The sequence below is a fragment of the Thalassobaculum fulvum genome (assembly GCF_014652915.1).
Taxonomy (GTDB): Bacteria; Pseudomonadota; Alphaproteobacteria; order Thalassobaculales; family Thalassobaculaceae; genus Thalassobaculum_A; species Thalassobaculum_A fulvum.
On record NZ_BMZS01000001.1, the window covers coordinates 619,918 to 643,061 of the forward strand.

Sequence of the window (23,144 nt, forward strand, 5' to 3'; positions counted from 1 at the left end):
TTGGTCATATGATTGGGAAGTCCGCCCCCGCCAGAGGGGCGGCTTCCGGGGGAAGGCATCACAGCGAGGGAGTGACGACCGATGGCACGCGTGGCACTGGTGACGGGCGGGACCCGGGGAATCGGCGAGGCGATCTCTGTCGCCCTGAAGGACGCCGGCTGCAAGGTCGCGGCCAACTATGCCGGCAATGACGAGCGCGCGCGGGAGTTCACGGCGCGCACCGGCATCCCGGCCTTCAAGTGGGACGTGTCGGACTTCGCGGCCTGCCAGGCCGGCGTCGCCCAGGTCGAGGCCGAGGTCGGGCCGATCGACATCCTGGTCAACAACGCCGGCATCACCCGCGACGGCACCATCCACAAGATGGACCACGACATGTGGCAGGCGGTGATCGACACCAACCTCGGCTCCTGCTTCAACATGTGCCGCTGCACCATCGAGGGCATGCGCGCGCGCAAGTTCGGCCGGGTCGTGAACATCGGCTCGATCAACGGCCAGGCCGGCCAGTACGGCCAGGTCAACTACGCCGCCGCCAAGTCCGGCATCCACGGCTTCACCAAGGCGCTGGCCCAGGAGGGTGCGCGCTCGAACATCACCGTGAATGCCATCGCGCCGGGCTACATCGACACCGACATGGTGGCGGCGGTGCCGGCCGACGTGCTGGAGAAGATCAAGGCCCGCATCCCGGTCGGCCGGCTCGGTCACGCCTCGGAGATCGCCCGCGGCGTGGTGTTCCTGACCGCCGACGACGCCGGCTTCATCACCGGCTCGACGCTGAGCATCAACGGCGGTCAGCACATGTACTGACCCTTCGCGGCCCCCGCGTTCGCAGGGGCGCCTCGGGACGAGAGACCAGAGGGGCGGTGGCCGGGCGGCTGCCGCCCCTTTCTTTCTGTCGCCCTGAGCTGCGATCCCGGCGCTCGCCGGGGGCGCCGCGAAGGTCCGGCCGGACAGGGACCCTAGTGTCCGACCGTGAAGTCGTTCTTCCCGCACAGATCCCGGCCGCGCATCAGCCACAGCGCCCGGCCGGCGAAGTCGACCTGGTTGCCGCCGCGCTGCTGGAGCTGGGCGCCGTACTCGCGGTCGAAGTGGGAGCTGGTCGGCATGTAGCGGCAGACATAGCCGGCGCGGCGTTTGGTCGAGCGGTTCGGCTCCGAGCCGTGCACCAGGTAGACGTCGTGCAGCGACAGCTGGCCCGCCTCCAGCACGATGTCGACCGCCTCGGCCTCGTCGTACTCGTCGGCGTTCAGCTCCTGGTTCAGCACCAGGTCGGGGCTGTCCTTCTGGGTGTGGGCGCGCAGCCGGTTGCCCTTGTGGCTGCCGGGAATCACCCTGAGGCAGCCGTTCTCCGGCGTGGCGTCGTCGAGCGCGATCCAGGCCGAGCAGGTGGCCAGCGGCCGGATCGGCCAGTACTCGCCGTCCTGGTGCCACGGCACCCGCTTGCCGGTACCGGCCGGCTTGCCGAACACGGTGGTGCCCCACAGCAGGAAATCCGGGCCGATCACCTGGCCGACCATGTCCAGCACCTCCGGGATGCGGGCGTAGTCGAGCCACGCGTTGGAGCCCTGCAGGCCCTGGGTGCCGCCCTTGACGATGTGCGGGCAGAACATCGAGTCGCGGCTGACGCCGGCATTGGCGGTCAGCAGCGCGTCGAGGTCGTCGCGCATGCGCTGCAGCAGCTCGGCCGGCAGCCGCCAGCGCGGCACCACGTAGCCGCGCTCGTGGTAGTGCTCGATCTCTTCGGGGCTCAGCAGATGGCTCTGGCGCGACGGCGCGTTCATGGTGTCCTCCCGGGGGTGCCTTCGACGGGCTTTTCCGGGATGCTAGAGCCGTTCCCCGAGCGCGTGAAGCACCGCCTCCAGCCGGCGGTCGCGCAGGCCGAGCTCGTGGATGTGCCGGACCACCGAGACCAGGTAGTCGCGGTTGGCGCCGGACCGGCCGTGGGCGGCGGCGACGATGGCGGCCTGCTGCTCGACCGTCAGGTGGCCGGCATAGTCCGGATCGGCGCGGTCGATCACGTAGGTGACCGAGCGCACGGTCCGGGGCTGCGGCCCGTCGAGGATCACCGGCAGCTCGGCCCGGCGGTACACCGGGTAGTGCGCGGTCTCGCGCTCGTGCAGGTAGGCGAGGGTCCCGTCGACCGCCTCGCCCGGCACCCGGTAGGCGATGCCGCGGCACGAGCCGCCGCGGTCCAGCCCCATGACCAGGCCCGGCCGCGCGGCGTCGCCGCGATGGTGGCGCGACACCACGCACAGCCGCCGGTGCCGGCCGAGCAGCCGGGCCGCCGCGCGCTCCACGAACGGGAAGCCGGGGTTCCACATCAGCGAGCCGTAGCCGAACACCCAGATCCCGTCGCCGTCCCGCTTCGAACCCGCCTCTTTCATCCGTCGCCCCGCGCGCCTATGTTTCGGCCTTCCCGACAACCGGCCGGACCGGATACGCAATGTCGCCGCCTGACACAACCCGGCCTGCAGGTTTCCAGGACCGCCGGCACCTGCGCCGCCGCCGCCTGGTCGTCGCCGGTGCCGGCCTGGCGGCGCTGCTGGCGGCCGGCTGGACGATCGCCTGGCAGCTGGTTGCGCTGCGGGTCGAGGCGGCGGTCACCGGCTGGATCGACCAGCGGCGGGCGCTCGGCGACCGGATCGAGCACGGGCCGCCGGCGCTCGGCGGCTTCCCGTTCACCGTCGACGTCACCATGCGCCAGGTGCACTGGACGCGCGAGGACGGCCCGACCCTGCTGGCCGCGGCGGCGCCCGAGCTGGTCGCCAGCACGCCGGTCTGGGACCCGTTCCGGGTGGCGGTGCGCCCGGTCGGCGGCGGCCGGGCCAGCGCGGCCGGTTCCTGGGGCTCGGTGACCGCCGACGCCGACGAGGCGCTGGCGGTCGTGACCCTCGGCCGGCGGGCGCCCGACCGGGTCGACGTCACCCTGCGGAACATCGAGCTGACCGGCCCCGGCGGTGTGGTGTGGGCGCATGTCGCGGCGTTCGACGCGGTCGTCGACCCGACCCCCGAGGCGGAGTCCGGTGCCATCGCCGCGGTGCCGGCGACCCTCGACGTGTCGGGCACCGCGACCGGCATACGGCCGGCGGGCGCCGAGGCGCTGCCGTTCGAGGGGCCGGCTGCGGTGAGCTGGCGGGCCGCTCTGCGCGGCGACGTCGATCCGGCCGCCGGGCTGCCCGGCCTGGCCATGTGGCGCGACGCCGGCGGGGTGATCGACGTGCAGTACCTGTCGGTGTCCTGGCCGCCGATCGATCTGGTCGGCGACGGCACGGTGGCGCTCGACGCCGCCATGCGGCCGGAAGGGGCGGGCGTGGCCGAGGTCCAGGGCATCGGCGAGGCGCTCGACCGGCTGGTCGCCAAGGGCCGCATGAAGCCGGCCGACGCCGCGCTGCTGAAGCTGGCGGCGATCGCCGCCGGCGAGCCGGCGGCCGACGGCCGGGGTCAGCGGGTGAAGGCGCCGGTCACGGTCCAGGACGGCACCGTCCGGGTCGGCCGCATCCCGGTCGCCAAGGTCCGCTCGATCGCGGAATAGGGCGTGGGGGCGGGCGTCGGTTCGAGGTCCCGGCTCTCCGCGGCGTCGCCGCTGCGGCCGGGATGAGGGAACAGGAAGCCATCCACCGCTCCTCATCCCGGACGAGCGAAGCGAGATCCGGGACCTACGCCGTCACTTCCCGTTGCCGTTGCCGCTGGTGCCGTACGGGAAGGGGCGGGCCTGGTTGGCCTCGATGACGCCGCGGCGGATCTCGCGGGTCTTGGTGAACAGCTCCTGCAGCTTGTCGCCCTCGCCCCAGCGGATGGCGCGCTGCAGGTAGCTGAGGTCCTCGCTGAAGCGCTGCAGCATCTCCAGCACCGCCTCGCGGTTGTTCAGGAAGATATCGCGCCACATGATCGGGTTGGAGCCGGCGATCCGGGTGAAGTCGCGGAAGCCGCCGGCCGAGAACCGGATGACGTCGCGCTGCTCCTGCTCCTCCAGGTCGAAGGCGGTGCCGACGATGGTGTAGGCGATCAGGTGCGGCAGGTGCGAGGTCACCGCCAGCACCTTGTCGTGGTAGGCGGCGGGCAGCTCCTCGACCAGCGCGCCGCAGCGCGTCCACAGGGTCTCCAGCCGGGCCAGCGGCTCCGGAGCGGTGCCCTCCAGCGGCGTCAGGATCCAGAACCGGCCCTCGAACAGCGCCCCGGAGCCGGCGTCGGGCCCGGACTTCTCGGTGCCGGCGATCGGGTGGCCGGGGATGAAGTGGACGCCGTCCGGAACGTGCGGCTGCACCGCCGAGATCACCGCCTGCTTGACCGAGCCGACGTCGGTCAGGACCGCGCCCGGCTTGAGGTGCGGCGCGATGCCCTCGGCGATCGCGCCGTAGGTGCCGATCGGGGTGCAGATGACCACCAGGTCGGCGTCCTTGACGGCTTCGGCCGGGCTCTCGTCGTAGCTGTCGCCGAGGCCGAGCTCGGCGGCCCGCGCCAGGGCCCGGTCGGAGAAGTCGGCGACGGCGATGGTGCCGACCAGCCCGCGCTCGCGCACCGCCCGGGCGATCGACGAGCCGAGGTTGCCGATGCCGATCAGCGCCATGCGCTCGAAGACGATTCCGTCGGTCATGCGTTGGCCCCGTTCAGGAAGTCGCGGACGGCGTCGACCACGAGGCGGTTCTCGTCCTCGCGGCCGACCGACAGCCGTATGTACTCCGGCGCGCCGTAGCCGGCCATCTCGCGGACCAGGATGCCGCGCCCGGCGAGGAACGGCCGGACCGCGTCGGCGTTACGGCCGGGCTCGGCCGGGAACCGCAGCATCATGAAGTTGGCGGCGGTCGGCAGCGGCTCCAGGCCGAGCGCGCGGAACCGCTCCTGCAGCCACGGCATCCAGCGGGCGTTGTGGGCGACCGTGGCGTCCTGGAACGCCCGGTCCTCGACCGCGGCGAGACCGGCCGCCAGCGACGGCGCGTTGACCCCGTAGGGCGGACGCACCGAGTACAGGGTGTCGGCCACCGGCTGCGGGCAGTACGCCCAGCCGAGCCGCAGCCCGGCCATGCCGAAGGCCTTGGAGAAGGTCCGCAGCATGACCGTGTTGTCGGTCGCCTCGACCAGCTCGATCCCGGCGGTGTAGTCGTCGCGCTGCACGTATTCGGCATAGGCGGCGTCGACCACCAGCAGCACCCGGTCGGGCAGGCCCTCGCGCAGGCGCCGGACCTCGCCCGCCGGCAGGCAGGTGCCGGTCGGGTTGTTCGGGTTCGCCAGGAACACCAGCTTGGTGCGCGGCGTGACCCGCTCCAGGATCGCGTCGACGCTGGCGGTGAAGCCGTCGTCCGGCGCCGAGACCGGCACGCCGCCGGCGATCCGCGCCGCCATCGGGAACAGCAGGAAGCCGTACTGGGTGTGGATGACCTCCTCGCCGGGCTCGACATAGGCCAGGCACAGGAACTGGATCAGCTCGTCGGAGCCGCAGCCGAGCAGGACCCGCTCGGGGTCGATGCCGTGCTTGCGGCCGAGTGCCCTGGCCAGGCCGGAGGCGTCGACGCCGGGGTAGCGGTCCATCCGCTCGGCGACCGACCGCATGGCTTCCATCGCGCGCGGCGACGGCCCGAGCGCGCCCTCGTTCAGGTGCAGCCGCACGATGCGCCCCGCGCTCGCAGCATCGGGCAAAGTGGGTTCGGGCAGGGCGGGTTTGCGGGCCGCCAGGCCGGCAATGGACGCTTTGGGAGCGACGCTGGGCATCGAACTCTCCTGGAGGCAGGCGTGAAGGTCAGTAGCTGTGGGTACGGGCGTAGGCGCCGATCATGATCGCACCGGCGGGCAGATCGCCGGCATCCGGCCAGCCGTCGACCGCCAGCAGCGACAGGGCCGCGCCGTCGGCGCCGGTCGCCCGATCGACGGCCTCGGGCAGGTCGCCGGGCACCGCCCACAGGGTCACGTCGTCGCCGGACGGGTCCGGGGCCTGGCAGGCCACGCCGACCCCGGCGACCGCGCCCGGTCCCAGGTCCCCGAAAAGCGGAAGCCGCGCAACGATGCGCGGCTTCGCCGGGGAGTCCACGAGCAGGGTCGGCCACCAGCGCCACGCCGTCAGCTCCGGCGTCGGCAGCACCGCCAGGGTCGCCCGGCCCTCGGCGACGGCGGCCAGCGCCGCGGCCGGCCCGGTCACGGTCTCGACCCGGGTCGACACGCCGCCGCGGTCGTGCGCGAGGTCGACCAGCGCCTCGGCGCCGGCGGGCGCCCACACCACGGTGACCGGCTCGACCTGGCGGGCCAGGTTGGCGGCCAGGATCTCCCGCCACACCCGCTCCATCACCGGGACCGGCAGGTCCGAGCCGCCGAGCCGGGCGGCCAGCCGGCGCAGGATCTGGGCCTCGCGCCCGGGGCGCAGGAACGGACCGGAGGCGTCGCCCTTGGCGGCGGCGACCCGCCGGCCGATCGCGATGCGGCGCTCGAGCAGCGTCAGCAGGGCGTCGTCGATCTCGTCGATCTCGGCGCGCAGCTGGGCCAGGGAAGGTGAGGCGTCGGCCATGGGCGTTGGGTCGTCTCGACACCGGAAGGGACCAGGACACTTATCGGGAGCCGTCCCGGAAGGCAAGGATGACCGCATCCTCGGTTGACTTCCGCGCGGTGCCATAGGACAGGGGGCGCAGGCCGAAGACCGGCACGGGGCCGAGGGAATGGGCGGAACCACAACGACCGATACCGCGGAACGCGCGACCGCGACGGGCGACGAGCCCTACCGGATCGCCCGCGGGCTGGCCGGGATGCCGTTCCCCGACGCCGCGCACAACCTCCAGCGGGCGCTGGCAGTGGTGCCGGGCGACGTCGATCTGAACGCGCTGCGGCTGTGGCTGGCGCTGCGGCGCCACCGCGCCGGGCCGGCCACGATCCGCGCGGTCAACCGGATGCTGGCCTGCGTGCCGCTGCTCGACCGCCCGCTGACCGCCGGCAACGCCTTCGGGGTCTGCGTCGAGGCGCGCGGGGCCGGGCTGCAGGAGACCGATCCGCGCCGCTACTTCCACTACGCCACGCTCGCGCATGCCGCCGGCCTGGCGGCGTTCCACCAACGCTTCGGCGGGGCGCTCGCCGTCGAGCACCGCGGCCGGCAGTACCTGCTGCAGGCCGGCGACCGACGCGTGATCTTCAATGTCGAGGGACCCCGGCTCGGCCTGCATTTCGATTTCTTCTTCGTGCACGAGCCGGGGATGTGGGACTGGTTCGCCGGGTTCACGCCGGACGACGTGCTGCTCGACGTCGGCGCCAATGTCGGGATCTACAGCGTCGCCGCGGCCGGCCTGCGGGGCTGCCGAGTGGTGGGGCTGGAGCCGTTTCCGGTGAACGTCGCCGCCGCCCGGGCCAACGTCGCGGCGAACCGCCTCGAGGCCCTGGTGACGATCCTGCCGGTGGCGGCCGCCGCCCGCTCGGCGCACGGCCGGCTCAGCCACGACGAGGCGGTCCCGGGGGTCGCCGCGCAGGCGTTCCACGCGGTCGACGAGGCGCTGCCGGACGGCAAGTCCGGGCTGTCCGTGGCGGGCGCTGCCATCGACGACCTGGTGGCGAGCGGTACGATCCCGTTCCCGACCCGCATCAAGATCGACGTCGACGGCGGCGAAGGCGCGGTCGTCGCCGGCATGCAGGCGACGCTCGCCGACCCGCGCCTCGACAGCGTGCGCCTGGAGATCCGCTGGTGGGAGCCGGGCAAGCAGGCGGTGGTCGACGGGCTCCGGCGCCACGGCTTCGAACCGCAGGTCGCCGACGACCCGAAGAACCTGCTGTTCCGGCGCCGGCCCGCCGCAGCCGCAAGGTGACCGTCGCGTGTCCGCCGTGAGCCGCGACGTCGCCGCCGAGGTCCTTGCCGATCCGGCCGGACCGGCCGGCATCGACCGGGTGATCCGCGGCCTGACGGATCCGCAGCGGGTCTTCGCCTGGATACGCCGGTACTGTTGCGTGTCGGACGATCCGGACGCGGTGTCCCTGCGCCGGGCGATCCGGGCGGCCGACGCGGTCACCATCGACGGCTTGGCGCGCTGGGCCAATTCGTCGTCCCCGGACCGGCGTTTCCCGTGGTCGCTGGTCGGCGCCATGCTGTGCGTCGCCAGGGTCGGCTTGGTCGAACGGATGTCGGAGAAGCCGCTGCGGTTCCGGCAGATGGGCGACATCTTCTCGCGGCTGCTCTGCGCGCTGTCGCAGGACCCGATCGCCGGGTCGGCACGCGAGGCCAACATCATCGCCCACATGCAGCGGACGACGGCCGGGGTCCTCCTGGATGCCGGGTTCGTGCCGGAGCACGACACCCTGGCCGGCAAGGCGGCCCGGTTCAGCCTTCGGGTCCGGCGGATGGCGTCCGACGGCGAGTACCGGTGCTTCGATCGCAACTGGGTGACGGCGATCGGGCACATCGTCCTGCTGGCGCACGCCCTGGTCGGGCAGAAGCTGGGCCTGGTCGACGGGCGTTCGATCGCGGTCGCCAAGGAGACGGTGGCGAACGGCTATCTGTTCAACCTCGTGGCCGCGGCGACCGGGACCGTGCGGTTCTTCGAAGGCGACGACGTGTTCCGCGAGACCCATGGCAGCGGCGCCGTGGAACTGGTCGAAGGCGGGTTTCTCGACTGGTTCGAGGTCTGCGAGGCGGTCTCGCGCGCGGCTGACCCGGTCCGCGGAGCCGTGCTGCAGGTGCCCGAGCACGACCGGCGGGAGCTTGCGGCGTTCCTGGAGGCGCTCGGTAACCGCCCGGGTCGCGGGCTCGTCACCGTCCATTACCGGGAAAGCGGCTACCGGCCGAGCCGGCGCCACCAGCCGCGCAACGCCGACATCCGGGTCGCCCTGCCGGCCCTGCAGCGGCTGGCTGAGACGGGATACACCGTGGTCCGGCTCGGCGACCCGTCGATGACGCGGTTGCCGGACATTCCGGGGATCGTCGACTACGCCCATTCGCCGGCGAAATCCGACCGGCTCGACGTGCTGCTGGCGGCCGGCGCCGATTTCCATATCGGTTCCAGTTCGGGAATGTCGCTGGTGCCGCTGCTGTTCGGTACCCCCTGCCTGTTCCTCGACTGGTACCCGACCACCCTGCTGCCGTGGGGGCCGCGCACCTGGACGGTGCTGAAGACCCTGCGCGAGGCCGCGACCGGCGAGCGGGTGACCGATCCGGAGCTGATCCATTCGGTCGGCAAGGTTCCGGACACCGGCACCCTGGCCGAGCTCGGCTACGGGCTGGACGATCTCACCGCCGCCGAGACCGACGCCGCGCTCGACGCCTACATGGCGTTTCTCGACGGCCGGCCGAGGCCGGGCGACTGCGCAGGCGCCCACCCATCGGCGACCGCGCCGGTGTTCCGGTTCGGCCCCGGCGGGACCCTGGTCGAGGTGCCGCCGCGGCGGCGTTCCGGGGCGAAGGGAGCGGCCGGGCTTCCTTGACAGGCGGCGGCCGGCGCCCTAAGGCCGTTGTATCCCTCCCGCGACCGACCCATCTTTGCCGCCATGACAACGGCCACCCGCCTGTCGACCATCACCAGTGCCGAGGAGCTGGCGCGCCTGCGGGCGACGCTGCCGGGCCACCGCTTCGTGATTCCGGCCGACGACCCGCTGCCGCTGGACTGCGGCGTGTCGCTCGGCCCGGTCACCGTGGCCTACCAGACCTATGGGACCCTGAACGCCGAGCGCAGCAACGCCGTGCTGGTGTGCCACGCGCTGACCGGCGACCAGTACTGCGCCGAGGATCACCCGATCACCGGCAAGCCGGGTTGGTGGCTGACGGTGATCGGGCCCGGGAAGGCGATCGACACCGACCGCTACTTCGTGATCTGCGCCAACGTGATCGGCGGCTGCATGGGCTCGACCGGGCCGAGCGACCCGGATCCGGCGACCGGCAGGCCCTACGGCCTCGACTTCCCGGTGATCACCATCGCCGACATGGTGCGTTCCCAGGTCCGGCTGATCGACCATCTGGGCATCGACCGGCTGTTCGCCGTGATCGGCGGCTCGATGGGCGCCATGCAGGTGCTGCAATGGGCGGTCGACTACCCGGACCGGGTGTTCGCCGCGGTGCCGATCGCCGGCGCCGCCTACCACACCGCCCAGAACATCGCGTTCCACGAGGTCGGGCGGCAGGCGATCCTGGCCGACCCGGACTGGTGCGGCGGCCGCTATCTGGAACACGACATCAGCCCGCGGCGCGGCCTGTCGGTGGCTCGCATGACCGCGCACGTCACCTACCTGTCGGAGACCGCGCTGCACCGCAAGTTCGGACGCAACCTGCAGAACCGCAAGGAGCTGTCGTTCGGCTTCGACGCCGACTTCCAGGTCGAGTCGTACCTGCGCCACCAGGGCAGCACCTTCGTCGACCGGTTCGACGCCAACGCCTACCTCTACATCACCCGGGCGATGGACTACTTCGACCTGGCGGCCGAGCACGGCGGCGTGCTCGGCAAGGCGTTCGAGGGCACGCGGGTCCGGTTCTGCCTGATCTCGTTCACCTCGGACTGGCTGTTCCCGACCGCCGAGAGCCGCAAGATCGTCCACGCCCTGAACGCGGTCGCGGCCAATGTCAGCTTCGTGGAGATCGAGAGCGACAAGGGGCACGACGCCTTCCTGCTGGACGAGCCGGAGTTCTTCCGGGTGCTCGACGGCTTCCTGAAGGGCTGCGCCGAGCATGCCGGCCTGGCGGAGGCGGGCTCGTGAACGTCCAGCGGCCGGCCCCGACCGCGACGCCGCCGATCCGCCCCGACCTGCGGCATGTCGCCGAAATGGTGACGCCCGGGGCGCGGGTGCTGGACATCGGCTGCGGCGACGGCGCGCTGCTCAAGCTGCTGGCCGACGAGAAGGGGGTCGACGGCCGCGGCATCGAGATCAAGCAGGAGGGCGTGAACGCCTGCGTCGCCAACGGCCTGTCGGTGATCCAGGGCGACGCCGACCTCGACCTCGCCTACTACCCGGACCGCAGCTTCGACTTCGCGGTGCTGTCGCTGACCCTGCAGGCCACCCGCGATCCGCGGCAGGTGCTGCTCGACCTGGTGCGGATCGGTCGCCGGGCGATCGTCAGCTTCCCGAATTTCGGGCACTGGCGGGTGCGCTGGAGCCTGCTGGTCGGCGGCCGCATGCCGACCACGGCGACCCTGCCGGACGCCTGGTGGTCGACCCAGAACATCCACCTGTGCACGATCGACGACTTCGTCGACCTCGCCGACCGGCTCGGGATCACGGTCGAGCGGAAGCTGGCCCTGGATTCCCACGGCCAGCCGATCAAGCTGTCGGCCTTCGCCAACTGCATGGGCGAGACCGGGGTGTTCCTGCTGCGAAAGGGCTGAGGCGCTGCCGCAGCCGTTGCCATCCTGGATGTCGGGCCTCCGTGCCCACACCCGCGACGGCCGCTGCGCCGGCGCGGGTGTGGGCAACTCGGCCGACCGCTCAGGCCGCCTTGACGTCGGCGAGGAAACGCTCGACCAGGGAGCGCAGCCCCTCGGCCTGCTGCGACAGCTCCGAGGACGAGGCCAGCACCTGCGATGCGGCCGCTCCGGTCTCCGAGGCCGCCTCGTTCACGCCGGAGATGTTGCGGGTGACGTCGGTGGTGCCGGTCGCGGCCTGCTGCACGTTCCGGGCGATCTCGGCGGTCGCCGCCGTCTGCTGCTCCACCGCCGAGGCGATCATCGTCGAGATCTGGTTGACCTCCTCGATGACCCGGGCGATCGATTCGATGGATGCGACCGAGTCGGTGCTCGCCGTCTGGATCGACGCGATCTGGCCGGCGATCTCCTCGGTGGCCTTGGCGGTCTGGCTGGCCAGGCTCTTGACCTCGGACGCCACCACCGCGAACCCCTTGCCGGCTTCACCGGCTCGGGCGGCCTCGATCGTGGCGTTCAGGGCCAGCAGGTTGGTCTGCTCGGCGATGTCCTGGATCAGGGTGATGACCATGCCGATCTGCTGGGCGGCGCTCGCCAGGCCCTGCACCCGTGCGTTGGCCTGGTCGGCTTCGTCCTTGGCCCGGTTGGCGACCGCGGTCGACTGCCGGACCTGGCTGCCGATCTCGGCGATCGAGCTCGACAGCTCCTCGGAGGCGGAGGCGACGGTCTGGACGTTCGAGCCGGCCTCCTCGGCGGCGGTCGACACGGCGAGCGCCTGCTGGCTGGTCTGCTCGGCGGTCGCGGTCATCGAGGCGGCCGTGCTCTGCAACTCGGTCGAGGCCGAGGCGACGGTCTTCAACACCGTCGAGACCGCGGAGTCGAAGCCGGCGGTCAGGGCGTCGAGGCGTGCGGTGCGCTCCTCCTTCTCCCGGGCGGCCCGCCGCTCCTCCTCGCGGGTCGCATGCAGCTTGGCCTGCATGTCCTCCAGGTGCTCGAGGGCCTGGCCGAGCTCGTCCCGCCGCTCGATCCCGATGCGGTTGTCGTAGTTGCCCTTGGCGATCTCCCCCATGACCTCGATGAGATGCCCCAGCGGCCGCATCACGGCCCGGATCGTGCTTCGGCCGGCGAAGACACCGAGCGCGATGAACAACGACAGCAGGCCGACGGCACCGGCAAACGCCGTCGTAAAGGTCGTTTCGGCGGCGGCATATTCGCTGGCGGCAACCTCGATCTGCAGCGCCATCAGCTGCTCGGCCTCGGCCTTGGCGGTGGCGTAGAGGGGCAGGAGGGTGCTGGTGGTGAAGCTGTCGAGGGCTGCGAAATCGGCCTTCGCGACCAGCGCCAGCGCCGGCTTCAGGCCCTGTTCCACGAACGCCTTGCGATCGGCCGCGTAGCTCTCGGCGATCTTCGCTTCCTCGGGCGTCAGGTAGGTGGCCATGAACTGGCGCCAGATCGTCGTGATCGACGCGATGTTCTCCTCGACGCGCCCGGTCACCGAGCCGGCACCGGCGGTGCGTCCGGCTTTCGCCTCGGATGCGGCGCCGTAGAGGGCGAGGACGTTGTCGGCCATGCGATCGTTGATCTCGGCGATCTGCCCGAGGGGGATCGTCCGGTCCTGGTAGACCGTCTGCAGCCGGCCGCGGGAATCGTAGGCCGTCAGCAGTCCGACGGTGCCTACGACGACGAGTCCGAGCGACAGGACCGCCGCCAGGCTGACGAGCCGGGCTCTGATCGTGCCGCTCAACAACAGCGTCACTCGGTTCATGCCTGTTACCCTCCACTTTGCACGATGGACGAAGCCGCAGAAATGCGTACGGCGGTCGCTGCAACTCCCGGTGCAGGCGATGCGCGCAAATGGACGGTAAACGTTTACCCGCTAAGAAGGGCTTACGCGTTCTGGTTAATACGGCTGTATGTCGAGCCGGGGCATCCGGAGCCTGGACCGGCAGCGCCGCGGTGGGCCGGCGACACGGTTCGCCGCATGGTCGCCGACCAGGGTGGTGGCGGCGTTCACCCCGATCCGGTGAGGGTCGGGGTGGGGCAGCAGCCGGCCCTCGACGCCCAAAGCCGGCCGCTCGAACCAGCGGCCTTCGCCGACAGCACGGGCGAGACCGAGGTGTTCCTGGTGTGCAAGGAATGAGTTACCCGTCCGAGATCGGAGCGGGCGATGGGTTCCGGATGCGCCGCGCTGGCGCGCGTCTCTCCGGAATGACGGAGGGGAGAACGACGCCTCACCCTTCTGTCGTCATTCCGGACGGGTGCGCCACGAGGGCGCGCCCGAGCCGGAACCCACCAAGCGACGGCCGCCTCAGCCGGCCAGCCCCGGCATCGTGAAGCCGTACGCCTCCAGCTCGGCGCCCAGCTTCGCCACCGTCGCCTCGTCGAGCTCGACCAGCGGCGGCCGCACCCGACGCCAGTCCATGTCGCCCGAGTAGTGCGCGATGGTGGCCTTCAGGGCCGAGATCATCACGTACTGGCCGACCTTGTTGCGCAGCGCCGTCAGGTCTGCCTGGCGCTGCTCGGCGTTCGGCGCCTGCCAGGTCTTGTAGAACTCGACGATGCCGTGGGCGTTGACGTTGCAGGTCGCCGAGATGCAGCCGGCACCGCCGGCCTGCATGGTCTTCAGCAGCACGGTCTCGTTGCCGGCGAACACGCCCCAGCCCGGGAACCGCTCGATCATCGCCCGGGTGTTGTCCCAGTCGCCGGAGCTGTCCTTGATGCCGGCGACGATGCCCGGGAAATCGGTGATCAGCCGCTCGATCAGGTCGAGGCTGAAGCCGACCTGGGCGACCGGCGGGATGTGGTAGAGGTAGACCCGCAGGCGGTCGTCGCCGACCCGGTCGATGACCTCGGCGATCGAACGGTAGATGCCCTCGTCGCTGACTCCCTTGTAGTAGAACGGCGGCAGCATCAGCACGCCGCCGCAGCCGCGCTCGGTCATGTGGCGCGACAGCTTCACCGTGTCGGGCAGGGCGCAGCAGCCGGTGCCGGGCATCATGCGGGCCGGGTCGATGCCGGCGTCGACCAGCCGGTCGACCAGGTCGATCTTCTCCTCGACCGACAGCGAGTTGCCCTCGCTGTTGGTGCCGAAGATGGCGAGGCCGCAATCGTGCGACAGCAGCCAGCGGCAGTGTCGGATCAGCTTGTCGGCGTCCGGGCGCAGATCGGCGTCGAACGGCGTCACCACCGGCGAAAGCACGCCGCGCATCGGCGTCTGGTCGGTCATTCTCGGTCTCCTCGTTGCGGTGCGGGGCCGGTCGAGCCGCGCACGATCAGGCTGGTTGCCACTTCCGTGACCGTCGCGACCGTCTGTCCATCCAGCCGGTCGATCAGGTATTCGGCGCTGCGGCGGCCGATCTCCTCGGCCGGCACGCGGATGGTGGTGAGCGGCGGGTCGAGATCGGCCGCGAACTCCAGGTCGTCGATGCCGGCGATCGACAGCTCGTCGGGCACCCGGATGCCGCGCTTGCGGGCCTCCAGCATGGCGCCGAACGCCAGCAGGTCGTTGCCGCAGATCACCGCCGTCGGGCGCGGTTCGCTGGCCAGCAGCGCACGCAGGCCGATCTGGCCTTCGGCGATCCGGTACGGCCGTTCGATCAGCTGCTCGCGCGGCAGGTCCAGGCCGCGGGCCGCCAGCGCCTCGGTGATGCCGGCGACCCGCTCGGCGGCCCGGTCGTTGCCGCGGGTGACGCCGGCGACCACGCCGATCTGGCGATGCCCGAGGTCCAGCAGGTAGTCGGCCAGCTGCCGGCCGACCGCCCGGTTGTCGAAGCCGACGCACGCCACGTCGGGCCGCAGCGTCCAGGTCTGCACCAGCGGCACCCCGCGGGCCGCGCACAGCTGCTCGATCTCCGGGTCGTGGGCGCCGCCGACCACCATCACCCCTTCGACGCCGCGGGCCAGCAGCGCGCGGACCTGAGTGCTCTCGTTCGAGCGGTCGTAGCCGGAGCTCGCCAGCAGCAGCGTGTAGCCGGCCTGGCGCAGCCGGCTCTGCAGGGCTTCGACGGCGATCGCGAAGGTCGCGTTCTCGAGGGTCGGGACCACCGCCCCGATGGTCTCCGAGCGGCTGCGCACCAGGGCGCGGGCGGCGGCGTTCGGGGTGTAGCCGAGCTCGTCGATCGCCTGCGCGACCAGGCGGCGGACCCGGTCGGCGACCGGGCCGCTGTCGTTCAGGACCCGGCTGACCGTCGCGATCGAGACCCCGGCATGCCGGGCGACGTCGCGCGCCGACACCCGGTCCGGCCCGGCAGGGCGACGGCGGGCGCGGCGGCGCGGGGCCGGGGTGTCTGCATCCATCCTGCGAGAGCCCAACGGTCGACGGCGACGCTGCCTCGCCCCGACCGGCCGCGGCGCGGGACGACCACGCCGGCGGCCGCCGGGCCGGGCAGCTCGGTAAACGCTTACATAGCCGGGCCGTACCGAGTCAATGCGAGCCGGCGACGGCCGGCAGGGTTCCTGCCGGGCCTGCGAACTCAGGCGATCTGGTTGCCGGTCGCCAGCACCCGGGTCTTGACCAGCGGGCCGGCGAACTTGCCGAACTCGGCCATGAAGTCGGCGGCCTTGTGCTCCTCGAACGCGGCGGCGTCCTTGTAGACCTCCCAGAGGTGGAAGGAGGCGGGGTTGTCGTGGTCGCGGCTGACCGAGAAGCCGAGGCAGCCTTCCTGGGTCAGGCTGTTCCTGGCGTGCTGCTTGATCCGTTCGGCGAAGCTGTCGGCATCCTTGGCGTCGACCACCAGGTTCACGGCGACGATGTACATTCCTTGTTCCTCCCTCGGTTCTCGGTCCCGGCTTCGCGGTCGATCCTCACGCGCGTCCGTCGCGGTTGGCCGGCACCGGCATCGCCGGCTTGCCGGACGGCAGCAGCGCCCGGGCCCGGGCCAGCACCCGCTTGCGGTCGCGGCGGACGGCGTAGACCTCCTTCTGAGCCTCGATCATGACGACCCCGGCGAAGCCGGTAAACCACCGCTGGCCGACCTGTTCCAGCGCCGGCGCGGAACGGATCACCAGGGCCGAGGTGTAGGGCGGGGCGTACAGCGCATGCACCGTCCGGGTCGGGGTGAAGCGGCCCTCGCGCAGCACCCGGGACAGCTGCGAGACGGTGTAGGGCTGGCCGTGGCCGAACGGCGTGTGGTCGAACCGCGCCCACAGCCCGCGGCGGTTCGGGGCGACCACCATCAGCCGCCCGTTGCCGGCCAGCACCCGCCAGGCCTCCGCCATCATGGCGGCCCGCTGCTCGGTGTTCTCCAGCGCGTGCACCATCAGCAGGCGGTCGACCGAGGAATCCTCCAGCGGCAGCTCGGCCTCGTCGACCAGGACCGCCGCGTTCGGCCCCTCGGGCGGCCAGTGCAGCACCCCCTGCTGGGCCGGCATGGCGGCGATCACCCGCTCGGCCTCGCCGCGGTACGGCCGCAGGTACGGCACCGCGTAGCCGAGCCCGAGCAGCGACTGGCCGCGCAGGTTCGGCCACAGCTCGCGCACCCGGCGCCGGACCATTCGCCGGACCAGCAGGCCGAGATGGCCCGCGTAGAAGTCGCGCAGTTCGACCACGTCGAGAAACATGGCGCGGAGGGTAACCGCGGCGGCGGCATGCCGGAAGCGGCTTGGCTGCCGGCGGGTCCCGGCTCGCCGCTTCGCGTCGTCCGGGATGAGGGGAGTGGGGCCCCTCCCGACCTCATCCCGGACGCAGCGGCAGCGCCGTGGAGATCCGGGAGCCACGACGCGACGGGCGCCGGCCGGCTACCCCACCCGGTACTCCTTGATCACCGCCGGGTCCGGATCCAGGCCGAGACCCGGGCCGTCGGGCACCTGGAAGGCGCCGTTCACCGGGTTGATCCACTCGCCGTACAGGCTGGCCGCCGGGTCGATGTAGAAGCGCTCGACCAGCCCGGGGTTCGGCATCGCCGCCGCCAGCTGCAGGGTCGCCAGGAAGCCCGGGCCGAAATACGGCGAGTGCGGCATGACCTGCACGCCGGCGGCCTCGGACAGCGCCGCCACCTTGCGGAACTCGGTGATGCCGCCGACCTTGGTGACGCTCGGCTGGGCGTAGTCGATGGCGCCGGCGGCGATCGCCTGGGCGAACTGGAACGAGGTGCACCAGTTCTCGCCGGCCGCGATCGGCACCCCGGTCTCGCCGCGGATGCGGGCCAGCGACGCGAAGTCCTCGGGCGGGAAGATCGGCTCCTCCAGCCAGTGCAGGTCGAACTTGTCGAGCGCCAGCGCCATGCGGGCGGCCTGCTCCGGTGTCCACGGGCAGTTGACGTCGACCATGATCGGGATGTCGTCGCCGGCGGCGTCGCGCGCCGCCCCGACCTCCTCCTCGGCGATCTCGTGCAGCTTGATGTAGCGGTAGCCTTCCTCCAGCGACCGCTTCACGTCGCGCACCACCGCCTCCTTGTCACGCAGGATGAACAGCGACGAGTAGGCCGGCAGCGATCGGTCGGCGCTGCCGCCGAGCAGCCGGGCCAGCGGCATGCCGGCGGCCTTGCCGGCGATGTCCCACAGCGCGATGTCGAGGCCGGACAGCGCGAACAGCGTGATGCCGTAGCGGCCGAACAGGTGGAACTTCTGCTGCAGCCGGTGGCTGAGCCCGGCGATGTCGCGGGCGTCCTCGCCCAGCACCGCCGGCTTCACCATGTGCTCGACCGCCGCCGCGACCGCTTCCCGGCAGTGGTAGGCGAAGGCGTCGCCCCAGCCGGTGATTCCGGTGTCGGTGGTCACCTTGACCAGGCAGAAGTCGAGCGCCGGCCAGCCGCCGGCGGTGACGTCGCGGGTGGCACCCCCGTGGTTGAACGGCATGCGCAGCGGCACCGCTTCGACGTGGGCGATCTTCATGGTCGTCTCTCCCGGGTGTTCGACGCTTCGATGGTAGGCCGCCTGATGGTAGGTGGATTGGACCGCCGGTTTGCCGGCCGGTCCGTGGATGGACTGTTGCCGGTTCGCGATCCCGGCCTCGGTGGCAGGCCCCTGATCTTAATGCTACCGTGCCGCCCGCTGTCGACCCCGCCCGGCGACGACCTCGGGCGGCGGCAGTCCCGCACCGACCCTCACGTCACCAGGAGGCCCCGATGGCAGCCCTCGAAATCGTGCTCGTCCCGGCCCTGTCGGACAACTACGTCTACCTGCTCCACGATGCCGGCACCGGTGCCACCGCGGTGGTCGACCCGGCTGAGGCGGAGCCGGTGGAGGCGGCGCTGGCGGCCCGCGGCTGGACCCTGACGCAGATCGTCAACACCCACCACCACCACGACCATATCGGCGGCAACGAGGCGCTGAAGGCGAAGTACGGCGTGCCGGTGGTCGGGCCGCGCGCCGAGACCGCGCGCATCCCGGACATGGACAAGACGGTCGGCGACGGCGACACGGTCGAGGTCGCGGGTCACAAGGCGACGGTCTACGAGACGCCGGGCCACACCACCGGCCACATCGCCTTCCACATCCCGGATTCCGATGCGCTGTTCTGCGGCGACACGCTGTTCGCGCTCGGCTGCGGGCGGATGTTCGAGGGCACGCCGGCGCAGTTCTGGCAGTCGCTGTCCACCCTGCGGGCGCTACCACCGCAGACCCGGATCTACTGCGGCCACGAGTACACCCAGTCGAACGCCCGGTTCGCCCTGTCGGTCGACGGCGGCAACGCCAAGCTCAAGGCCCGGGCCGCCGAGATCGATCGCAAGCGGGCGGCCGGTGAGCCGACGGTGCCGTCGACCCTGGCCGACGAGCTCGACACCAACCCGTTCCTGCGGGCCGACGACCCGGCGATGGCGGCGGCGGTCGGCAAGGCCGGTGCCGCGCCGGTCGAGGTGTTCGCCGAGATCCGCCGGCGCAAGGATTCGTTCTGAGTTCACCGCGTTCCGGCGCCATCGCGGCGCCGTCTGGAGGAAACCACCGATGAAGCTCTACCACTCCCCGGCCTCGCCCTACGTCCGCAAGGTGATGGTCGTCGCGCAGGAGACTGGCGTGCTCGACAAGATCGAGATCGCGACCATCGCCACCACGCCGATGCAGCCGGATCCCGGCGTCGCCGCCGCCAACCCGGTCCGCAAGATCCCGGCGCTGGTCGCCGACGACGGCATGACCCTGTTCGACTCGCCGGTGATCTGCGAGTACCTGGACAGCCTGCACGGCGGGCCGAAGATGTTCCCGGACGGCAAGGCCCGCTGGCAGGCGCTGCGCCTGCAGGCGGCGGCCGACGGCATGCTCGATGCCGCCCTGCTGGTGGTCTACGAGAGCCGCTTCCGCGACGAGGCGATGCGCAACAAGGCCTGGACCGACGCCCAGCTGTCGAAGATCTTCGGCGCCCTCGACGCGCTCGAGGCCGAGGCCGACAGCTTCGGCGACCGGGTCGACATCGGCACCATCACGGTCGGCTGCGCGCTCGGCTACGTCGACTTCCGGCTCGGCCACCTGAACTGGCGCGACGGCCGGCCGAAGCTGGCGGCCTGGTACGAGAAGTTCTCGGCCCGGCCGTCCATGCAGGCGACCGTACCGCCGGCGGCATGAGCGGGGACGACAGGGTCAAGGCGCTGGTGGCCGGTCTCGGCCTCCAGCCCCACCCCGAGGGCGGCTGGTTCAAGGAGACCTTCCGCGAGCGGCCGGCCGACGGTGGCCGGGGGGCGATGACCCAGATCTTCTACCTGCTCGGGGCCGGGCAGGTCTCGGCCTGGCACCGGGTCACCGACGCCGTCGAGGTCTGGCACCACTACGACGGCGGGCCGCTGCTGCTGTCGGTGACCGACCCGGACGGCCGCGGGCTGGTGGAGCATCGCATGGGGCCGGACGTGCTGGCCGGCGAGAAGCCGCACGTGGTGGTGCCGGCCGGCTGGTGGCAGAGCGCCCGGCCGATCGGCACCGCCCCGCAGAGCGACTGGGCGTTGTGCGGCTGCACGGTCGCCCCGGCCTTCGAGTTCGCCGGCTTCGAGATGGCCCCGGAGGGTTGGCAGCCGAAGGGTTGACCCTCAGAACCGAACGATCCGCACGATCCCGGCATGGGCCAGCCAGAACGCCGCGCGCAGGGCGGCGCGCTGGTCGTCGATGCGGCCCTGCGGCGGGTCGAGAGCGACGACGATGCTGCCGCGCTGCGCCAGTTGCGCCAGCACCGCCTGGGCGGTGCCGGGCAGCCGCGGGTCGATGACCGCCTTCGGCAGGCTCGCGATCCGCGCCAGCTCGGCCATGGCGTCGAGGCCCTCTACCGGCTCGATCCGCAGGCCGCTGCCGCCGCCCGGCGTGGCGAACCCTGCGAAGGCGTCGAACGGGTCGGGGGCGATGCTGGGGGTGCCGCCGGCCGGCGGCCCGGCCGCGGCCCGGCGCTCCGCCAGCTCGGCCCACAGCGCCTCGTAGGCCCGGATCACCACCGGCCAGGCGAAGCTCGCCCGCGCGCGCGCCCGGCCGGCCTCGCCCATGCGGTGCCGCAGCTGGGGATCGTCGGCCAGCCGGGCGATCGCCTCGGCGGCGGCCTCGGTGTCGACCGCCACGGCCTCGGAGGTCAGGGCGTGGAACACCGAGTCGTCGTCGATCCCGAGCAGCCGGCGCCACGCCAGGTCGGCGCCGATGCCGGCCGGCGGCAGGGCGGTCGGCACCCGGAACCCGGTCTCGTCGTCGACCACGGTGTCGCGGTAGCCGTCCCAGTCGGTCACCACGCAGGGCAGGCCGGCGGCCATCGCCTCGACCGGGGTCAGGCCGAAGCTCTCCTGCAAATTGTCGGACAGCGACAGGAACACGTCCGAGCCCGAGAGCACCGCGCGCTTGACCGCCGGCGGCCGGGCGTCGACCGCGATCACGCGCACATCGGGCGCCAGGGCCGCGGCCGTCGCCTCGAAGGCCCGCCGGGTATCCTCGTCGTGGTACCAGCCGGCCAGCACCGCGACGATCTGCCGGTCGGTCCGCGCCGCCGCCCGGCCGAGCGCCCGGAACATCGGCAGCGGGTGCGCCTTGGCGTGCGCCGACAGCCGGCCGAGATACAGCACCGCCACCGCGTCGTCGGCCAGCCTGTGCTCGGCCCGGAACGCCATCCGGTCGGCCTCATCGGTCTCCGGCAGGTCGATGCCGAGCGGGATCACCGGAAGCTGCAGGGGCACGTCCATGGCCGGCCCGCCGGTACGCTCGGCCAGATGCGCGGCATGGCGCTCCAGCACCCCGGTGACCAGGTCGCGGATCGACCGCGAGGCGCAGATCAGCGCGTCCCACGGCCGGGTCGGCGCCACCAGCAGCTCGCGCACCGCCTCCAGCGCCCGCGCCGTCGACATGGTGTGGGTGACGCCGGTCAGCGACCAGGCGGAGTCCCCCACGACGCGCCGGCGCCAGGCGAACGGGCCCAGCACCGGTCCCGGCACGAACAGCGCGCCGGGCTCGGCCAGCCGCCGGGTCTCCAGCCGGTGCACGATCTCGACCGGGCGCGCGCTCGGGAACCGGCTGCGGAACGCCTCGACGGTGGTGCTCTCGTCGGTCGGGTGCAGCCACAGCTTCCCGTCGGCGCCGTGGTCGAGATAGGCGCGCAGGAATCCGGCGCTGGCGGTGGCGAGGCCGGTCAGCCGCTCCTTGCCGGCGTCGAAGCCGCGGCTGTCGTAGAGGATGGCGGCCCGGCTCATGGCATGCTCCTCATGACACTCTCCGCCTCGGCAGGATCAGGTCGCGGGCCGCCAGCACCGCGCCGCCGACGATCAGCAGGCAGGCCCCGACCACCACCGCGGTCAGCGGTGCGGTCCCGGCGGCGATCAGCACCAGGGTCGACAGCAGCGGGGCCGCGTAGGCGGCGGCGCCGAGCACCTGGATGTCGCCGCGCTTCATGCCGATGTCCCAGGTGAAGAACGCGCCGCCGACCGGGCCGAGGCCGAGCGCCAGCACCGCCAGCCATTCGACCGTGTCCTGCGGCCATACCGTGGTCTCGAATGCCAAGTGGCACGGCACGGCCAGCAGGGCGGTGGCGCCGCAGAACCCGCCGACCGCGTCGGTCGGCACCTTGCCGAGCCGGCGCGAGGCGACCGAGTAGCTCGACCAGATCAGCGCGCAGGCCATCGCCGCCCCGTAGCCGAGGCCGTAGCGCGGATCGAAGGCGAGGCTCTGGCCCTTTGTGACCAGCAGGCCGGCACCGGCGAGCCCGAGCACCGCCCCGGCCAGATGGAACCAGCGCAGCCGCTCGCCCGGCAGCAGGGCCGAGAACACCACGATCAGCAGCGGCCACAGATAGGCGATCAGGCTGGCGTCGACCGCCGGCGCGTTGCGCAGCGCCAGGAAGTAGAAGAAGTGGTAGCCGAACAGCCCGCCGACCCCGGTCGCCCAGACCGTCCAGGGCTGGCGCAGGTGGCTGTGCGGACCGGTGCCGCGGGCCAGCGAGGCGGCGACGCCGATGACGGTCGCGATCGCGAAGGTCATGGCGAGCAGCTGGAACGGCGGCACCGCGCCGGACTGGGTCGTGAGCAGGGCCAGCAGCGCCCACATCAGCACGGCGGTGAAGCCGATCAGGGTGGCGCGCCGGCGGGCGGTGGACGTATGCGCCGAAGAGTCGTTCAGGGCGGTTGCGGTCATCGCGAAGGCTCCCGAGGGGACCGCCCACGACCTCTCGGTCCGACGGGCGGTCGGCGGACAGAGATCGGTTGGGAGCCTCCGGACCCGCGCGGGAACCCCGCGCACCGACTGACGGCCTGCGGCGGCGCGGAGGACTCGGGCGCGGCGCGGATTGCGTGTAGCGCGGGACGGCGGGCGGGGCAAGTGGGCGGGCGGGGCAAGTGGGTGGCTCGGTCGCAAGTGGCGTGTTACACGCCGGAATGCTTCGGCTTGCGTGGTTATCATGCTGGCGGGCGACTAGTACCAACATGGATTTGGTGATTTGGAGTTCGTCGAATCTTTGATTGT

General features: G+C 72.2%; 23 protein-coding genes. 10 read left to right on the plus strand and 13 right to left on the minus strand.

All coding sequences use genetic code 11. The features are described 5' to 3' along the window. Positions 1–81: 81 nt before the first annotated feature. On the plus strand, positions 82–804 hold the full coding sequence (gene phbB, locus IE246_RS02725) for an acetoacetyl-CoA reductase (RefSeq protein ID WP_189987365.1): 723 nt from the start codon (positions 82–84) through the stop codon (positions 802–804). A 152-nt stretch (positions 805–956) separates the two neighbouring features. Here phbB and IE246_RS02730 read toward each other — a convergent pair whose 3' ends face one another. Continuing rightward, on the minus strand, positions 957–1,778 hold the full coding sequence (locus IE246_RS02730) for a phytanoyl-CoA dioxygenase family protein (RefSeq protein ID WP_189987366.1): 822 nt from the start codon (positions 1,776–1,778) through the stop codon (positions 957–959). A gap of 42 nt (positions 1,779–1,820) precedes the next feature. After that, positions 1,821–2,381, minus strand: a complete 561-nt coding sequence (locus IE246_RS02735) for a gamma-glutamylcyclotransferase (protein ID WP_189987367.1) — start codon at positions 2,379–2,381, stop codon at positions 1,821–1,823. A gap of 59 nt (positions 2,382–2,440) precedes the next feature. Between IE246_RS02735 and IE246_RS02740 the strand changes: the two genes are divergently transcribed. Then, a complete protein-coding gene (locus IE246_RS02740; RefSeq protein WP_189987368.1) occupies positions 2,441–3,529 on the plus strand; it encodes a DUF2125 domain-containing protein in 1,089 nt (362 codons plus the stop codon). A gap of 132 nt (positions 3,530–3,661) precedes the next feature. Here the strand turns inward: IE246_RS02740 and IE246_RS02745 are convergent, their stop codons facing one another. Genes IE246_RS02745 through IE246_RS02755 form a run of 3 tightly spaced genes read right to left on the minus strand, consistent with a single transcriptional unit; the run spans position 3,662 to position 6,490 of the window. Next, the gene (locus IE246_RS02745; RefSeq protein WP_189987369.1) at positions 3,662–4,591 is read right to left on the minus strand and encodes a prephenate/arogenate dehydrogenase family protein; all 930 of its coding nucleotides are present in this window, start codon (positions 4,589–4,591) and stop codon (positions 3,662–3,664) included. Continuing rightward, on the minus strand, positions 4,588–5,703 hold the full coding sequence (locus IE246_RS02750) for a pyridoxal phosphate-dependent aminotransferase (RefSeq protein ID WP_189987370.1): 1,116 nt from the start codon (positions 5,701–5,703) through the stop codon (positions 4,588–4,590). The genes IE246_RS02745 and IE246_RS02750 overlap by 4 nt, the downstream gene beginning before the upstream one ends. Before the next feature lie 28 nt (positions 5,704–5,731). Continuing rightward, positions 5,732–6,490, minus strand: a complete 759-nt coding sequence (locus IE246_RS02755) for a chorismate mutase (protein ID WP_189987371.1) — start codon at positions 6,488–6,490, stop codon at positions 5,732–5,734. 148 nt (positions 6,491–6,638) lie between these two features. Between IE246_RS02755 and IE246_RS02760 the strand changes: the two genes are divergently transcribed. The 4 genes from IE246_RS02760 (at position 6,639) to metW (ending at position 11,267) form a co-directional block, all read left to right on the plus strand. Continuing rightward, complete coding sequence (locus IE246_RS02760; RefSeq protein WP_189987372.1) at positions 6,639–7,769, plus strand: FkbM family methyltransferase; 1,131 nt, start codon at positions 6,639–6,641, stop codon at positions 7,767–7,769. A 7-nt stretch (positions 7,770–7,776) separates the two neighbouring features. Beyond that, entirely contained in the window at positions 7,777–9,378 is a 1,602-nt protein-coding gene (locus IE246_RS02765; protein ID WP_189987373.1) for a TIGR04372 family glycosyltransferase, read from the plus strand. Positions 9,379–9,441: 63 nt separating this feature from the next. Continuing rightward, positions 9,442–10,641, plus strand: a complete 1,200-nt coding sequence (gene metX, locus IE246_RS02770; RefSeq protein WP_189987374.1) for a homoserine O-acetyltransferase MetX — start codon at positions 9,442–9,444, stop codon at positions 10,639–10,641. After that, positions 10,638–11,267, plus strand: coding sequence for a methionine biosynthesis protein MetW (metW, locus tag IE246_RS02775; RefSeq protein WP_268245263.1), 630 nt, complete (start codon positions 10,638–10,640; stop codon positions 11,265–11,267). Before metX ends, metW begins: the two co-directional genes overlap by 4 nt. 100 nt (positions 11,268–11,367) lie before the next feature. On the opposite strand, the gene IE246_RS02780 is transcribed toward metW, so the two are convergent. Then, positions 11,368–13,065, minus strand: a complete 1,698-nt coding sequence (locus IE246_RS02780; protein ID WP_189987375.1) for a methyl-accepting chemotaxis protein — start codon at positions 13,063–13,065, stop codon at positions 11,368–11,370. A 216-nt stretch (positions 13,066–13,281) separates the two neighbouring features. Between IE246_RS02780 and IE246_RS02785 the strand changes: the two genes are divergently transcribed. Continuing rightward, complete coding sequence (locus tag IE246_RS02785; protein WP_189987376.1) at positions 13,282–13,440, plus strand: hypothetical protein; 159 nt, start codon at positions 13,282–13,284, stop codon at positions 13,438–13,440. 168 nt (positions 13,441–13,608) lie between these two features. Here the strand turns inward: IE246_RS02785 and IE246_RS02790 are convergent, their stop codons facing one another. The 5 genes from IE246_RS02790 to IE246_RS02810 all read right to left on the minus strand — a co-directional run bounded on the left by IE246_RS02790 (position 13,609) and on the right by IE246_RS02810 (position 18,131). Continuing rightward, entirely contained in the window at positions 13,609–14,526 is a 918-nt protein-coding gene (locus tag IE246_RS02790) for a dihydrodipicolinate synthase family protein (RefSeq protein ID WP_189987377.1), read from the minus strand. Continuing rightward, positions 14,523–15,596 carry a LacI family DNA-binding transcriptional regulator gene (locus IE246_RS02795; protein WP_189987378.1) on the minus strand — a complete coding sequence of 358 codons (1,074 nt, stop codon included), beginning with the start codon at positions 15,594–15,596 and terminating at the stop codon, positions 14,523–14,525. The genes IE246_RS02790 and IE246_RS02795 overlap by 4 nt, the downstream gene beginning before the upstream one ends. A 176-nt stretch (positions 15,597–15,772) precedes the next feature. Beyond that, a complete protein-coding gene (locus IE246_RS02800; protein WP_189987379.1) occupies positions 15,773–16,057 on the minus strand; it encodes a putative quinol monooxygenase in 285 nt (94 codons plus the stop codon). 46 nt (positions 16,058–16,103) lie between these two features. Beyond that, the gene (locus IE246_RS02805) at positions 16,104–16,859 is read right to left on the minus strand and encodes a class I SAM-dependent methyltransferase (protein ID WP_189987380.1); all 756 of its coding nucleotides are present in this window, start codon (positions 16,857–16,859) and stop codon (positions 16,104–16,106) included. A 177-nt stretch (positions 16,860–17,036) separates the two neighbouring features. After that, entirely contained in the window at positions 17,037–18,131 is a 1,095-nt protein-coding gene (locus IE246_RS02810) for a mandelate racemase/muconate lactonizing enzyme family protein (protein WP_189987381.1), read from the minus strand. Between the two features lie 233 nt (positions 18,132–18,364). Between IE246_RS02810 and gloB the strand changes: the two genes are divergently transcribed. The 3 genes from gloB to IE246_RS02825 are packed head-to-tail and all read left to right on the plus strand — an operon-like array spanning position 18,365 to position 20,248. Further along, positions 18,365–19,135, plus strand: a complete 771-nt coding sequence (gene gloB / locus IE246_RS02815) for a hydroxyacylglutathione hydrolase (RefSeq protein ID WP_189987382.1) — start codon at positions 18,365–18,367, stop codon at positions 19,133–19,135. Positions 19,136–19,184: 49 nt separating this feature from the next. Further along, the gene (locus tag IE246_RS02820) at positions 19,185–19,796 is read left to right on the plus strand and encodes a glutathione S-transferase N-terminal domain-containing protein (protein WP_189987383.1); all 612 of its coding nucleotides are present in this window, start codon (positions 19,185–19,187) and stop codon (positions 19,794–19,796) included. Beyond that, positions 19,793–20,248, plus strand: a complete 456-nt coding sequence (locus IE246_RS02825; protein ID WP_189987384.1) for a cupin domain-containing protein — start codon at positions 19,793–19,795, stop codon at positions 20,246–20,248. The genes IE246_RS02820 and IE246_RS02825 overlap by 4 nt, the downstream gene beginning before the upstream one ends. A gap of 3 nt (positions 20,249–20,251) precedes the next feature. Here the strand turns inward: IE246_RS02825 and IE246_RS02830 are convergent, their stop codons facing one another. After that, positions 20,252–21,880 (minus strand): glycosyltransferase family 4 protein, encoded by a 1,629-nt coding sequence (locus tag IE246_RS02830; protein WP_189987385.1) that lies wholly within the window; start codon positions 21,878–21,880, stop codon positions 20,252–20,254. Between the two features lie 10 nt (positions 21,881–21,890). After that, positions 21,891–22,817, minus strand: a complete 927-nt coding sequence (gene yddG / locus IE246_RS02835; protein WP_189987386.1) for an aromatic amino acid exporter YddG — start codon at positions 22,815–22,817, stop codon at positions 21,891–21,893. Positions 22,818–23,144: the final 327 nt, after the last annotated feature.

Excerpts from the sequence above, each read along its gene's own strand:
- phbB (WP_189987365.1), top strand. The coding sequence starts at position 82 with ATGGCACGCGTGGCACTGGTGACGGGCGGGACCCGGGGAATCGGCGAG.
- IE246_RS02730 (WP_189987366.1), bottom strand. The coding sequence starts at position 1,778 with ATGAACGCGCCGTCGCGCCAGAGCCATCTGCTGAGCCCCGAAGAGATC.
- IE246_RS02735 (WP_189987367.1), bottom strand. The coding sequence starts at position 2,381 with ATGAAAGAGGCGGGTTCGAAGCGGGACGGCGACGGGATCTGGGTGTTC.
- IE246_RS02740 (WP_189987368.1), top strand. The coding sequence starts at position 2,441 with ATGTCGCCGCCTGACACAACCCGGCCTGCAGGTTTCCAGGACCGCCGG.
- IE246_RS02745 (WP_189987369.1), bottom strand. The coding sequence starts at position 4,591 with ATGACCGACGGAATCGTCTTCGAGCGCATGGCGCTGATCGGCATCGGC.
- IE246_RS02750 (WP_189987370.1), bottom strand. The coding sequence starts at position 5,703 with ATGCCCAGCGTCGCTCCCAAAGCGTCCATTGCCGGCCTGGCGGCCCGC.
- IE246_RS02755 (WP_189987371.1), bottom strand. The coding sequence starts at position 6,490 with ATGGCCGACGCCTCACCTTCCCTGGCCCAGCTGCGCGCCGAGATCGAC.
- IE246_RS02760 (WP_189987372.1), top strand. The coding sequence starts at position 6,639 with ATGGGCGGAACCACAACGACCGATACCGCGGAACGCGCGACCGCGACG.
- metX (WP_189987374.1), top strand. The coding sequence starts at position 9,442 with ATGACAACGGCCACCCGCCTGTCGACCATCACCAGTGCCGAGGAGCTG.
- IE246_RS02780 (WP_189987375.1), bottom strand. The coding sequence starts at position 13,065 with ATGAACCGAGTGACGCTGTTGTTGAGCGGCACGATCAGAGCCCGGCTC.
- IE246_RS02785 (WP_189987376.1), top strand. The coding sequence starts at position 13,282 with ATGGTCGCCGACCAGGGTGGTGGCGGCGTTCACCCCGATCCGGTGAGG.
- IE246_RS02790 (WP_189987377.1), bottom strand. The coding sequence starts at position 14,526 with ATGACCGACCAGACGCCGATGCGCGGCGTGCTTTCGCCGGTGGTGACG.
- IE246_RS02795 (WP_189987378.1), bottom strand. The coding sequence starts at position 15,596 with ATGGATGCAGACACCCCGGCCCCGCGCCGCCGCGCCCGCCGTCGCCCT.
- IE246_RS02800 (WP_189987379.1), bottom strand. The coding sequence starts at position 16,057 with ATGTACATCGTCGCCGTGAACCTGGTGGTCGACGCCAAGGATGCCGAC.
- IE246_RS02805 (WP_189987380.1), bottom strand. The coding sequence starts at position 16,859 with ATGTTTCTCGACGTGGTCGAACTGCGCGACTTCTACGCGGGCCATCTC.
- IE246_RS02810 (WP_189987381.1), bottom strand. The coding sequence starts at position 18,131 with ATGAAGATCGCCCACGTCGAAGCGGTGCCGCTGCGCATGCCGTTCAAC.
- gloB (WP_189987382.1), top strand. The coding sequence starts at position 18,365 with ATGGCAGCCCTCGAAATCGTGCTCGTCCCGGCCCTGTCGGACAACTAC.
- IE246_RS02820 (WP_189987383.1), top strand. The coding sequence starts at position 19,185 with ATGAAGCTCTACCACTCCCCGGCCTCGCCCTACGTCCGCAAGGTGATG.
- IE246_RS02825 (WP_189987384.1), top strand. The coding sequence starts at position 19,793 with ATGAGCGGGGACGACAGGGTCAAGGCGCTGGTGGCCGGTCTCGGCCTC.
- IE246_RS02830 (WP_189987385.1), bottom strand. The coding sequence starts at position 21,880 with ATGAGCCGGGCCGCCATCCTCTACGACAGCCGCGGCTTCGACGCCGGC.
- yddG (WP_189987386.1), bottom strand. The coding sequence starts at position 22,817 with ATGACCGCAACCGCCCTGAACGACTCTTCGGCGCATACGTCCACCGCC.